The sequence below is a fragment of the Paenibacillus sp. FSL M8-0142 genome (assembly GCF_038597315.1).
Taxonomy (GTDB): Bacteria; Bacillota; Bacilli; order Paenibacillales; family Paenibacillaceae; genus Paenibacillus_AQ; species Paenibacillus_AQ lactis.
Genome location: NZ_CP152008.1, coordinates 4,177,078 through 4,189,020, shown reverse-complemented (window position 1 = coordinate 4,189,020; position 11,943 = coordinate 4,177,078). Strand labels below are relative to the sequence as shown.

The window sequence follows — 11,943 nt, the reverse complement described above, 5'->3', positions numbered from 1 at the left end:
TAGAAATTGCATCACAGACGACACACATTTCAATCGATGATGCCTCCGCCGCATCGGCCAAAAGCTCGAAGCAGTTGCCCGCGCCCTCATCGTTGATTAACCCAGCCGAGCGAAGCTCGCCCTGCATCTTGCAACCTTGAAAGGGCCCAGCGGAGCGGCGGAATGCAGCAGGAGAAGCGAAGCGTTCGCCTTTGCCGCCGGATTCCTACCTTGTGTGTGAGTCATTCAGGGAATCCGGTGGCAACAGCGATCGGAAGCAGCATCCGACGCGCAGCGGACAATTCGAAACGCGCCCACCAATTTAGGGTGGGCACGAATCCCCAACTCCGCAAGCGTAATGGTCCATGATGCATTCGCAAACGCCGACGAGCCTCGAAGCAGCAGCCCCGCATCGGCAACCTGAATTGGACCCAGCGGAGCGGCGGAATGCAGCAGGAGAAGCGAAGCGTTCGCCTTTGCCTCCGGATTCCTACCTTGTGTATAAGTCATCCAGGGAATCCGGTGGCAACAGCGATCGGAAGCTGCATGTGACGCGCAGCGGACAACTTTCTGAATAAATGCGCCCACCAATTAAGGGGGCATGAATCCTCCAACTCTACGACGTAATGGTCCATGATGCATTCGCCAACGCCGACGAGCCTCGAAGCAGCAGCCCGCATTTGCTACAAGAATGGACCCAGCGGAGCGGCGGAATGCAGCAGGAGAAGCGAAGCGTTCGCCTTTGCCGTCGGATTCCTACCTTGTGTGTGAGTCATTCAGGGAATCCGGTGGCAACAGCGATCGGAAGCAGCATCCGACGCGCAGCGGACAATTCGAAACGCGCCCACCAATTTAGGGTGGGCACGAATCCCCAACTCCGCAAGCGTAATGGTCCATGATGCATTCGCAAACGCCGACTAGCTCGAAGAGTCAGCCCGTATTTGCTACCAGAATGGACCCAGCGGAGCGGCGGAATGCAGCAGGAGAAGCGAAGCGTTCGCCTTTGCCGCCGGATTCCTACCTTGTATATGAGTCGTTCAGGGAATCCGGTGGCAACAGCGATCGGAAGCCGCATCCGACGCGCAGCGGACAATGCAAGAATCGCATCAACGAGCGCTCATCGAGCGCAAAGTGCAGCATGCATCGACAATAACAATACTCCCATTTGAAAGGATGACCATAACCATGGCAAACATTTTCGAAGGCAATTTAGTATCGGAAGGCTTGAAATACGGAATCGTAGTAGGCCGTTTTAATGAATTTATTACCAGCAAGCTGCTGAGCGGCGCGCTTGACGCGTTGAAGCGTCACGGCGTGCAGGATGATGAGGTGGATGTAGCATGGGTGCCGGGCGCATTCGAAATTCCGCTGATCGCCCAAAAAATGGCAGAAAGCGGCAAATACGACGCCATCATTACCTTGGGCACCGTCATTCGCGGATCGACAACCCACTACGATTACGTGTGCAATGAAGTGGCGAAGGGCGTGTCGGCGATCAACCTGAAGACCGGCGTGCCAACCATCTTCGGCGTCGTGACGACGGAGAACATCGAGCAGGCCGTTGAACGCGCCGGAACGAAGGCTGGCAACAAAGGCTGGGATTCCGCGATGGCGGCGATCGAAATGGCAAACTTGACGAAAAGCTTAAAATAGTGCTTATTTAATGTAGTGCTCTTTTTCATCAGAGCACTGCATTTTATTTTTATGGCGGGAGGATTCACCGTGAGCGTATTATATAAGCTGGAGACGTTTGAAGGACCGCTCGATCTGCTGCTTCACCTGATTGATAGAGCGGAAATCGACATCCAGGATATCCCCGTCAGCGAGATTACCGAACAATACATGGCCTATCTGCACAACATGCAGGAATTGGAGCTTGAAATTACAAGTGAATTTCTGGTGATGGCGGCGACGCTGCTGTCTATTAAATCGAAGCTGCTGCTTCCAAAGCCTCCGGTTATCGAGATGGACGAGTTTGATTTTTACGAAGAGGAAGATGTGGATCCGAGAGCGGAGCTCGTTCAGCGGCTGATCGAATATCGTAAATACAAGGGAATTGCTCAGCATCTCCATGAGAGAGAATGGGAGCGGAGCATGATTTACTCGAAAGAGGCGGAGGATTTAACGCCCTACATGCCGGAAGCCCAGGAAAACCCGGTCGAAGGGCTCCACGTTGCCGATTTGATCCGCGCATTCCAAAAAGCCTTAAGCAAAGCCGTAAGACGAACTTCATACGCACGGATACAGCGCGATGAAATATCGGTTAAGGATCGGATTCGCCAGGTGATCGATACGCTCGAGCAAGCGGGGCCGGGAGGAAGGGTGTTGTTCTCCAAGCTGCTTCATGAGGAGATGGAGCGGCATGAAATCGTGGTTACCTTCCTGGCGATTTTGGAATTGATGAAGATGAAGCAGATCGTTTGCTATCAGGAGCGGCTCTTCGAGGATATTGTGATGGAATGGAGAGGGGAAGAACGCATTGATGGATTATCCGAAGCTGAAATCGATTATTGAGGGACTGCTGTTCTTGGCGGGCGAGGAAGGCCTGTCGGTCAAGCAGGTCGCTGAAATTACGGAACAGTCCACGGGGCTGGTGGAAGAAGCGCTTGAGGATATGAAGGAGGAATGGGCGCGCCAGGAGCGGGGATTGCAGATCGTCCAAATCGCCGGCAGCTACAAAATGGCGACGCTTGCGGAGCATGCGCCATATTTCGAACGTCTGGCATACTCGCCTTCGCGCTCCTCCCTGTCCCAGGCGGCGCTCGAAACGCTATCCATTGTCGCTTACAGACAGCCGATCACGCGGGTTGACATCGAGGAGATCCGGGGTGTCAAATCCGAGCGGGCGATTCATACGCTGACCACCAAAGGCTTGATTGAAGAGGTGGGCCGTGCAGAAGCGATCGGCAGACCGATTTTGTATGGCACGACGAAATTATTCCTCGATTACTTCGGGCTCGCCAGCATTAAGGATTTGCCGGAGCCGTCCCAATTTGAGGATGCCGAGTCGCTCGAGGAAGAGACGCAAATGCTGTTTGATAAGCTGGATGGTCATCAGCTGACATTTGATGATGTGGAGAATTGATCGATAAACGGATGTTCTATACGAAAATTCGAATCCCGAGCGGAGGTTGGCTCGGGATTTTTTTGCGTTGCATAGGTTCCTTTCCAATTAGCACCCCGTTCGATCTGCTCCACCACCATCCTAGATTAATGGCTAAGGGAAGCACAATCCATTCATTATCCCCGGTGACAGGAGAGGACGAAGGTGAGCGGGTTCGCATTATTTACCTGGCGATTTGCCATACTAAGCCAAGCGGATGTATTATATCAAGCTCGTTGCTGGGGGTTACGTTGTGAGCATTTGGATTTATCTTGCGATCGGACTTGTAGTACTGCTCATTGTGCTGGCTGTCATCGTGTTGAACTCGGCCGTGACGGTCAGGCTGGATATGGTCATGCGAAAAAATGAATACAAGCTCCATGCCGAGGTAAAGATGGTCTATGGCATGATCAAGCGGATCTATGATCTGCCCTTTCATCTGGCGAACGGCGGCATTGAATTCAATCAAGAATCGGTCTTCAAGCAGGGGATGACATTTGGACAGGATGAACAGGCGGATCAGAGACAAAAAAGTCGTACCATTCGGTTTCGGCAGTATTCAACAGCTATAATGGCCACCAAAGGATTTAAGAAATGGCTGCGGCAGACGTTGGCAAACGTCCATCTCCGGGACATCCGGTGGTCGACGGAGGTGGCCCTTGAGCATGCCGCCGATACGGCCGTCGCTTCCGGGCTGCTGCACGCCGTTAAACATACCCTGCTCGGCTGGTTGTCCTATCGCCTGATTATGGAGGAAAAACCGGCCGTCGATGTCGTACCCCGCTTTAACGGACCGCCGCATTTTTCCACAGAGCTGAACTGCATAGCGAAAATCTCCTTCGGAAAAGCTATGGTTGCTGGACTGGTATTCATAGTTCGCGTGTTAAAGGTGAAAGGAGGAGTTAGATCATGGCAGAACACCCTATTCAAGGCTTGATGCAAACCGCGATGGAGAACATCAAGGGAATGGTGGACGTGAATACGATCGTTGGCGATCCCGTAAACACACCTGACGGCAGCGTAATTTTGCCAATCAGTAAAGTGGCGTTTGGCTTTGCGGCCGGCGGAAGCGACTACAACATTGAAGCCGGAGGCACCCGCCATCCCGCAGACGGGACGCATGGCCATTCATACACGCACCCGTTTGGCGGCGGAAGCGGCGGCGGCGTATCCATCAGACCGATTGCGTTCCTTGTCGTAGGCAAGGAGGGCGTCCACATCGTTCCGCTCGACAATCAGACGCATCTGTTCGAGCGCATTATCGATGCGACCCCGTATTTGCTGGAGCAGATCCAAGCGATGTTCCAATCAGGCAGCAACGCCAATGCCAACGGTGGCGGTAACGGGTCGACGTACTAAGCGCTGCATAGCAAATCCCCTCTCGCATGAAGCGATCTGGGGATTTTTGCATGTGGACATACTTTCTGGAGGGACAACATATACTTGTACAAGATTTCTGAACACCGGAGGATAAAATAATGAAAATGAAACGGACGAATTGCAAGTCCTTGTTATCCATATTGCTGGTGGTTTGTCTGATGGCCGCGGCCGGCCCTGCCTATGCGGATCATGAGAAGGGGCCGGCGAATCACGCCCAGGCGGCCGCGTTGATCGATGTTACATCGGGCAGGCTGTTGTACAGCAAAAATGGGGACGAGCGGCTGCGGATCGCCAGCCTTACCAAAATCATGACGGCGATTGTAGCCATCGAGCACGGCAAGCTGAACGACCGGGTCACGGTTTCGAAGAACGCATTTGCCAAGGAAGGCTCCTCCCTCTTCTTGAAGCTTGGCGAGGAGATGACCTTGGAAAACCTGCTCTATGGCTTAATGCTCCGTTCGGGCAATGACGCCGCCACCGCCATTGCGGAGCATGTGGGAGGGACGGAGGAAGGCTTCGTCCTGCTGATGAATCAGAAGGCCCAGGAGCTCGGGTTAACCAACACGCATTTTATGAATCCGCACGGGCTGGATCATGACGAGCACTATTCCTCCGCCAATGATGTTGCCAGGATGACCGCCTATGCGCTTCAGAACCCGACGTTCAAAGAAATCGTGAAGACACCGACCAAGCGGGCGCCGAACCCGAACGAGTCCTGGGATTACAAATGGGATAATAAAAATAAAATGCTGCGCCTCTACGAAGGAGCTGACGGCGTTAAAACCGGTTTTACGAAGAAAGCGTTCCGCTGCCTGGTCAGCTCGGCCACGCGGAACGGTCAGCAGATCGCTGCGGTTACGCTCAATGACGGCAATGATTGGAATGACCATGCCAATATGCTTGATTACGGCTTCAACCATTTTCCGCTGAAGCAGGTTATCGAGAAAGGGCAAAAAATACAAGGCTACTCGCTCGTTACCGGAAGCACGTTTAAGTATGCATTTACCCATGACGAGGAAACCCGGCTAGTCAAAAGGCTCGTTCTTCACAAGCAAGGCTCGCCGGATGTGTCCTTCGGACTCAGAGGACACATCGAGCTGCTGCTGAACGGTGTCAGCATCGGCAAAGTTCCTGTATACGAGCAAGGCGCCAGACTTCCTGAGCCGCCGTCCGCCTTGCAGAAGTCCAGGAGCGCCTCCGCGCAGGGAGCTGCCTTGTCGTTATGGCAATCGGCCGCCGAAGTGTTCAAGCATCTGGTGCGTGCCAATCATCATTAGATTTCGCTAAGAGGGGAACTCCTCTCGATACGGCGAGTCAAAGAACGGGGGCGTAGAAGAGCTATGATCAATATGATTTGGATGGGGATGATCCTGATCGGGTTTGGCTTTGCGGCGGTGAACGGAAATATCGACGCGGTGACCAAAGCCGTGTTTGATGGAGCTCAAACAGGCGTTACCGTGTCCTTCGGGCTGATCAGCATCCTGGTCTTTTGGCTTGGCATGATGCGGATTGCCGAGGATTCGGGGCTTCTGAAGAAGGTTGCCGTCATGCTTGGACCGGTCGTACGGTTTCTGTTCCCCGACGTGCCGAAGGACCATCCGGCGATAGGGTATATCTTATCGAATATGAGCGCGAATTTGTTCGGTCTCGGCAATGCGGCAACGCCGATGGGAATCAAAGCGATGCAGGAGCTGCAGAAGCTGAATCCGGATAAAGACACCGCGACACCGGCCATGTGCACGCTGCTGGCGCTTAACACAGCCAGTATTACGCTGATTCCGACAACGTTGATAGCCATCCGCTTGAATTACGAATCGGCAAATCCGGCCGAAATCGTAGGAACGACGCTGCTGGCTACGGCCATTGCGACAGCGGCAGCCATTCTCGCCGACAGATGGTATAGAAGGCGTACGATTCGGCGGAAGCAGCCGTCCGGAATCGGGGCTGGAAGGAATCCGGATATGAAAGGGTGATGAACATTGCTGTCATGGATTAGCGTCATCTCGGCCTGGTCTATTCCCATTATGGTCGCGTTCATCCCGCTTTATGCCTATACCCGCAAAGTACCGGTATATGAATCGTTTGTGGAAGGAGCCAAGGACGGCTTCTCCACTGCAATCGGCATCATCCCCCATTTGGTGGGGATGATGGTGGCGATCAGCGTCTTCCGATCATCCGGGGCGCTGGAGTTCTTTGTGGGATGGACGGGCCCGTTTCTGCAGTCCCTCGGGGTCCCGGGCGAAATTTTGCCGCTCGGCCTGCTTCGTCCGCTGACTGGGACGGGATCGCTCGCTTATACAACCGAGCTGATCCGCGCTTATGGGCCGGATTCGATGATCGGCCGGATCGCTTCCACGATCCAAGGAAGCACGGATACGACTTTGTACGTGCTGACTGTCTATTTCGGCGCGGTTGGCATCCGCAACGGCAGATATGCGCTAAAAGTCGGACTGTTTTCGGATCTGGTCGGGTTTATTGCCGCAATCGCCGTATGTCTGCTCGTATTTGGATAGTGACATTGCAATTATACCAGCTTCATTTCCCCTATTTCGTGCTTATGACTGCGCGGTAATCGGGGATTTTTTGTTTTGATAAGGGAACACGCGCCTATACCGCCGGGGCCGCAATGTCATATACTGCTGAATCAAATTTGTGCGGCAGAGGTGATGATGATATGGAATTCGAAGGCTTTGTAATCCATCATTCCGAATGCGAGCAGGAGCCGCGGGTGAGGTTCGATTTTACAATACATGCGGACGGATCGGTCACGTCTTCCCCGATGCTTCTGCATCATAAACTGATTCATATCTGTCTGGAAGGCAATTTCAACCGTCGCTACGAGCTCATGAGCCTTGAGCAGAAGAGCCAGCTGTTTACCGCCAGCAAAATCATTATGGAGCTCTCGAGACTGCATGATATTTCCCCGTTATATCTGTTTCCACATGCAGAGAGCTGCCCTGGAGCGGATTTTCCGTGGAACGCGCTTGTGATTTATCCTGTCGATGGTTATCATTAGGGATGAGGTGACCTATCGAACATGGAGAGATTACAGAAAATTATGGCACAGGCCGGAGTCGCATCCCGCCGAAAGTGCGAGGAACTGATTCTGGAGGGCAAGGTGCAGGTGAACGGGGAGACCGTTACCGAGCTCGGCACGAAGGCCGACCCCGACCAAGATATCATTACGGTTTCAGGGAAACCGATCAAGCATGAGAAAAAGGTCTATTTAATGTTGAATAAGCCAAAGGGAGTTATTACGAGCGCATCGGATCCGGAAGGCCGGAAGATCGTATCGGACTATCTCAAGGGCGTAAAGGAGCGCGTCTACCCGATCGGCCGTCTGGATTACGATACGGAAGGGCTGCTGCTGCTGACCAATGACGGCGAATTCGCCAATCTGCTCAGCCACCCCAAGTATCATGTGCCGAAAACCTACCTGGCAACGGTGAAAGGGGTGCCCCACGGAACCGAGCTGGACAAGCTGCGTCAGGGCATCATGCTGGAGGACGGAATGACCGCTCCGGCCGAAGTCGAATACCGCGACGTGGACCCGGACAACAAGCAGTCCGTCATCACCATTACGATTCACGAGGGACGCAACCGCCAGGTGCGGCGGATGTTCGAGGCGATCAATCATCCGGTCATCCGGCTTAAGCGGATCGCGTACGGCGATCTGCTGCTTCAGAATCTGAAGCGGGGCCTGTACCGTCACTTGACGCCAAGTGAAGTCAATGAGCTGCAGCAGATGGCCAAGGCGGCGAAACCAGGCGGTAAACCGAAGAAAAAACGGTAACCCGACACATAATATTCAAAATGGCGAGCGGCGTTTATGACGAATTTCGTTATAATTGTTCATAGGATGTTCACACCCGCCTGCACATTTATGATGAAAGTCATAGAAAGGAAGCTGCTGCACTATGGGCAAATCGAAGAAAAGCATTCAGATCGTTATCCTGGTTGCCATCGTTCTAATCGGCGTGTACGCCGTTGCAACCGTTGTATTCGGCTCCGACGAGGTGCCTAAGGTCGGTGAGAAGGCGGCGAATTTCGAGCTTCTGGGCATGGATGGCAATGTACATACCATGAGCGAATACGAAGGCAAAGCCAGAGTTATCAATTTCTGGGGGACCTACTGCCCGCCTTGCGTCCGGGAGATGCCGGCGCTGCAGGCACAGTGGGAGAAGTGGAAGGATCAAGGGGTCGAAATCGTTGGGATCAATGTGGGCGAGAACAAAATGACGGTTGAAAATTTTGTGGCCCAAACCGGCGTGAAGTTCCCGATCCTGATGGATCCGGACCGGGATGCGGTGGCCAGCTACGGCGTTGGCCCAATGCCCACGACCTTCTTCGTGACGGCTTCCGGGAAGATTCACCATATTCGTATCGGCGAGCTGGATCTGGACACGCTGGATAAACAAATTGAACAGTTGGTGAAAGCAAAATGAGTGAAGGTTCCAAGCCTTTGATCCAAAACACGAAATGTGAATGCGGACATCAGAATCCGCCCGGAACCGTCCTGTGCGAAGCCTGCGGGAAACCGCTGACAAAGGAAGCGGAAGCCCAGCAGATCCTGGAAATGCGTTACGACGGGGTGGCCCGCCGCTCGCAGAAAGCCAACCCCGGCTTCATCGACAAAGTCTGGAATTTCTTCTCCTCGGTGAAGGTTGCGATCTATTTGATCCTGCTGACGCTGATCGGCTCGTCGCTCGGAACCATCCTGCCGCAGGAGAGCACATTCCTTAACATTGACCCCTCTGTCTACTACAAAGAGGAGTACGGACAGCTGGGGCATATTTATTATCTGCTCGGGCTGTCCCATACATATACATCCTGGTGGTTCGTGCTTCTGCTGGTCATGATCGGCGCATCCTTGGTCATCTGCAGCCTGGACCGCGTCCTGCCGCTGTACAAGGCGCTAAGCAGACAGCGCATACCGAAGCATATGTCGTTTCTGACCCGCCAGCGGGTGGTGTACCAGGGGACGGTTGAACAAGACGGTGCCGAGTGGGTTGAGCGGGTGAAGCCGCTGATCAAGAAAAAAGGATACCGCGTCCGCACGGACGGGGGCACGCTGCTTGCGGAGAAGCAGCGGTTCAGCCGATGGGGGCCGTATGTGCTCCATATCGGCCTGATCATTTTTCTTTTAGCTGTCCTTGGACGGAATTTGCCGGGCCTTCATATGGACGAGCATATGGCATTTCCCGAAGGCGAGCCCGTGCACATCAAGAACACGAGTTATTATTTGATGAATGACGGATTCAAGGTAGAGTTCTATACGGAAGAGGATATGCCGAATGAATTCAAAGGCAAGGGCAAGGTGCTGCCTAAGAAATTCGAAACGGAGGCGATCCTGTATGTGTGCGAGTCCAATTGCAATACACCGGGCCAAGAGCCGCAGCTTAAGGAGGTCACCCGCCATAACATCGAGGTGAACCACCCGCTTAACTACAAGGGGCTGAAGGCGTATCAATTCGATTATGATTTGACTCCGATTCTCCGAACCGTATCCCCGATGTTGATTGACAGCAAAACCGGGGAACAATATGGAAAGATCGATCTGTCGATCAAGGATCCCGTACGAGAGTACAAGGCAGGGGATTACACCTTGACGCTTACGCAGACGTTTACGGATTTCGGCCTCGGTGACGACGGGAAGCCGGTCAATCTGTCGCCGAACCCGAACGCACCCGCGTTCCTGTTCCTGATCAAGGGACCGAACCTGCCGGCGGACGGCATTCAATATTTCTACTTCCCGAAACAGGTCGACAAGGAGCGGTTCCAGCAGGATGCGATCAATGCGCAGCTTGCCGGAGGCGAGAATCTCGTAACGCTGGACGTACTGAGCATGGATGACGTCGACTTCGCGGAGTCAACGACGTATTTGAACATCCGCGTGGATAAGGCGATGCCTTTCATCTGGGTGGGCGCATTTATCGGCATGATCGGACTGGTTATGGGCTTCTATTTCCATCATCGCCGGATTTGGCTGCGGGTCGATGACGGAACGCTGACGCTCGGTGCCCACACGAACAAGAACTGGTTCGGTCTGCGCAGGGAAGTCGCCGCCATCCTGAATCAGATGAATATCGAGGTCGACGAAAAGTCGCTGGAGAATAACAGGGGGAGTCAAGCATGAATCTAATCGATTTTAGCGGTGATGCATTTGTTGTGTCCTTTTTGCTATATTGTGCATCGTTTATCATGTATGCCATTGCGGTGATGGGACGCCGCTTCCGGAAGCGGGAGCCCGAGGCCCATCTTGCCAAATGGGGCAAGATCGCATTCGTGACAGCATCGATCGGCCTGATCGGCCATCTGCTGTACTTCTTCACCAGATGGGCAGGCTCCGGGCATGTGCCGGTGAGCAACATGTACGAGTTTATGTCGTTCCTGTCCATGGCGATCATGATTGCATTTCTGGTGCTGTATTTTATTTACAAAAAATCGCTGCTCGGCCTGTTCGCGCTGCCGCTCGTCATTCTCATTATGGCGTATGCGGCCGTGTTCCCTCAGGAAGTGCAGCCGTTGATTCCTTCGCTGCAGTCGTATTGGCTCGGCATTCACGTCACACTGGCCGCGCTCGGCGATGCGTTCTTCGCCGTCGGCTTTATCGCTGGTCTGATGCACCTGCTGCGGACGGTCAACTTCACCGCTACGGATCAAGGTTCGCGGAGGGAGCAGCGCTGGATTGAGCTCTGCATGTTCGTGATCGTCGTCCTGCTCGGCTTCATTTTGTCGGTCTACAGCTTCCGCACAGCCGGTTACGAAGCCGTGTTCAATCAGACGCAGATTGACCCTAAAACGGAAACCAGTAAAATAGTAAAAGTGGAGTACAATATGCCTCCGATTGTAGCCCCGTATCAGAGCGAGACGGAAAGCATGCAGTCATTCCTGGGCATGAAATCCCCGCTGTTCGAAGCTCCGTCATGGATGCATGGCGTGAACGCGGGAAGAAAGCTCAACACCGTGATCTGGTCGCTGGTGAGCGGCATCATCCTGTATGGGCTGCTGCGGCTGATCATCCGTAGACCGATCGCGAAGTTCATTCAGCCTGCGCTGAACAAGCTGAATCCGGATGACCTGGACGAAATCAGCTACCGTGCGATTGCGATCGGGTTCCCGGTATTTACGCTGGGCGGGCTCATCTTCGCCATGATTTGGGCGGAGATTGCATGGGGTCGCTTCTGGGGCTGGGATCCGAAGGAAGTATGGGCGCTGATAACGTGGCTCTTTTACAGCGTGTACCTGCATTTGCGGTTGTCCCGCGGATGGCAGGGCAAGTACTCGTCCTGGCTGTCGGTTATCGGATTTATCGTCGTGATGTTCACGCTGGTTGGCGTCAACCTGATCATTGCCGGTCTGCATTCCTATGCCGGAACGGATTAAGATGAAGTTTAATAGCAATGGATTAGAAAATCAGGAGGGCCCTTACGATTCGAGGGCCGTTCTGATTTTCCCCTATAACAATGAAGGAGCTGCTG

At 53.6% G+C, this 11,943-nt stretch carries 14 protein-coding genes; 13 read left to right on the top strand and 1 reads right to left on the bottom strand.

The annotated features are described in order from the left end of the window. Positions 1-225 precede the first annotated feature (225 nt). Positions 226-489, bottom strand: coding sequence for a hypothetical protein (locus tag NSQ46_RS19355; protein ID WP_342574429.1), 264 nt, complete (start codon positions 487-489; stop codon positions 226-228). A 675-nt stretch (positions 490-1,164) separates the two neighbouring features. Here NSQ46_RS19355 and ribE point away from each other — a divergent pair. The 13 genes from ribE (at position 1,165) to ccsB (ending at position 11,848) form a co-directional block, all read left to right on the top strand. Beyond that, on the top strand, positions 1,165-1,632 hold the full coding sequence (ribE, locus tag NSQ46_RS19350; RefSeq protein WP_007129777.1) for a 6,7-dimethyl-8-ribityllumazine synthase: 468 nt from the start codon (positions 1,165-1,167) through the stop codon (positions 1,630-1,632). A gap of 51 nt (positions 1,633-1,683) precedes the next feature. Further along, on the top strand, positions 1,684-2,493 hold the full coding sequence (locus NSQ46_RS19345; protein WP_186311073.1) for a segregation/condensation protein A: 810 nt from the start codon (positions 1,684-1,686) through the stop codon (positions 2,491-2,493). Further along, positions 2,462-3,064 (top strand): SMC-Scp complex subunit ScpB, encoded by a 603-nt coding sequence (scpB, locus tag NSQ46_RS19340; RefSeq protein ID WP_007129779.1) that lies wholly within the window; start codon positions 2,462-2,464, stop codon positions 3,062-3,064. Before NSQ46_RS19345 ends, scpB begins: the two co-directional genes overlap by 32 nt. Positions 3,065-3,335: 271 nt before the next feature. After that, the gene (locus NSQ46_RS19335; protein WP_210094618.1) at positions 3,336-4,019 is read left to right on the top strand and encodes a DUF2953 domain-containing protein; all 684 of its coding nucleotides are present in this window, start codon (positions 3,336-3,338) and stop codon (positions 4,017-4,019) included. Continuing rightward, entirely contained in the window at positions 3,992-4,441 is a 450-nt protein-coding gene (ytfJ, locus tag NSQ46_RS19330) for a GerW family sporulation protein (RefSeq protein ID WP_007129781.1), read from the top strand. The genes NSQ46_RS19335 and ytfJ overlap by 28 nt, the downstream gene beginning before the upstream one ends. A gap of 179 nt (positions 4,442-4,620) precedes the next feature. After that, a complete protein-coding gene (locus NSQ46_RS19325) occupies positions 4,621-5,739 on the top strand; it encodes a D-alanyl-D-alanine carboxypeptidase family protein (protein WP_244152701.1) in 1,119 nt (372 codons plus the stop codon). Between the two features lie 63 nt (positions 5,740-5,802). After that, positions 5,803-6,435, top strand: coding sequence for a nucleoside recognition domain-containing protein (locus tag NSQ46_RS19320; protein WP_007129783.1), 633 nt, complete (start codon positions 5,803-5,805; stop codon positions 6,433-6,435). Between the two features lie 6 nt (positions 6,436-6,441). After that, positions 6,442-6,975, top strand: a complete 534-nt coding sequence (locus NSQ46_RS19315) for a spore maturation protein (RefSeq protein ID WP_007129784.1) — start codon at positions 6,442-6,444, stop codon at positions 6,973-6,975. A 161-nt stretch (positions 6,976-7,136) separates the two neighbouring features. Next, positions 7,137-7,478 carry a hypothetical protein gene (locus NSQ46_RS19310; protein ID WP_007129785.1) on the top strand — a complete coding sequence of 114 codons (342 nt, stop codon included), beginning with the start codon at positions 7,137-7,139 and terminating at the stop codon, positions 7,476-7,478. A gap of 21 nt (positions 7,479-7,499) precedes the next feature. Next, a complete protein-coding gene (locus NSQ46_RS19305) occupies positions 7,500-8,255 on the top strand; it encodes a pseudouridine synthase (RefSeq protein ID WP_007129786.1) in 756 nt (251 codons plus the stop codon). A gap of 124 nt (positions 8,256-8,379) precedes the next feature. Then, positions 8,380-8,907: a redoxin domain-containing protein gene (locus tag NSQ46_RS19300; RefSeq protein ID WP_342574421.1), complete on the top strand. Its 528-nt coding sequence runs from the start codon at positions 8,380-8,382 to the stop codon at positions 8,905-8,907. Next, complete coding sequence (locus NSQ46_RS19295) at positions 8,904-10,598, top strand: cytochrome c biogenesis protein ResB (RefSeq protein WP_007129788.1); 1,695 nt, start codon at positions 8,904-8,906, stop codon at positions 10,596-10,598. Before NSQ46_RS19300 ends, NSQ46_RS19295 begins: the two co-directional genes overlap by 4 nt. Further along, on the top strand, positions 10,595-11,848 hold the full coding sequence (ccsB, locus tag NSQ46_RS19290) for a c-type cytochrome biogenesis protein CcsB (protein ID WP_342574420.1): 1,254 nt from the start codon (positions 10,595-10,597) through the stop codon (positions 11,846-11,848). Before NSQ46_RS19295 ends, ccsB begins: the two co-directional genes overlap by 4 nt. The last annotated feature ends 95 nt before the right edge of the window (positions 11,849-11,943 follow it).

Bases quoted from the DNA above. Each gene is read 5' to 3' on its own strand.
- NSQ46_RS19355 (WP_342574429.1), bottom strand. From the start codon at position 489: ATGACTTATACACAAGGTAGGAATCCGGAGGCAAAGGCGAACGCTTCG.
- ribE (WP_007129777.1), top strand. From the start codon at position 1,165: ATGGCAAACATTTTCGAAGGCAATTTAGTATCGGAAGGCTTGAAATAC.
- NSQ46_RS19345 (WP_186311073.1), top strand. From the start codon at position 1,684: ATGGCGGGAGGATTCACCGTGAGCGTATTATATAAGCTGGAGACGTTT.
- scpB (WP_007129779.1), top strand. From the start codon at position 2,462: ATGGATTATCCGAAGCTGAAATCGATTATTGAGGGACTGCTGTTCTTG.
- ytfJ (WP_007129781.1), top strand. From the start codon at position 3,992: ATGGCAGAACACCCTATTCAAGGCTTGATGCAAACCGCGATGGAGAAC.
- NSQ46_RS19325 (WP_244152701.1), top strand. From the start codon at position 4,621: ATGGCCGCGGCCGGCCCTGCCTATGCGGATCATGAGAAGGGGCCGGCG.
- NSQ46_RS19320 (WP_007129783.1), top strand. From the start codon at position 5,803: ATGATCAATATGATTTGGATGGGGATGATCCTGATCGGGTTTGGCTTT.
- NSQ46_RS19310 (WP_007129785.1), top strand. From the start codon at position 7,137: ATGGAATTCGAAGGCTTTGTAATCCATCATTCCGAATGCGAGCAGGAG.
- NSQ46_RS19305 (WP_007129786.1), top strand. From the start codon at position 7,500: ATGGAGAGATTACAGAAAATTATGGCACAGGCCGGAGTCGCATCCCGC.
- NSQ46_RS19300 (WP_342574421.1), top strand. From the start codon at position 8,380: ATGGGCAAATCGAAGAAAAGCATTCAGATCGTTATCCTGGTTGCCATC.
- NSQ46_RS19295 (WP_007129788.1), top strand. From the start codon at position 8,904: ATGAGTGAAGGTTCCAAGCCTTTGATCCAAAACACGAAATGTGAATGC.
- ccsB (WP_342574420.1), top strand. From the start codon at position 10,595: ATGAATCTAATCGATTTTAGCGGTGATGCATTTGTTGTGTCCTTTTTG.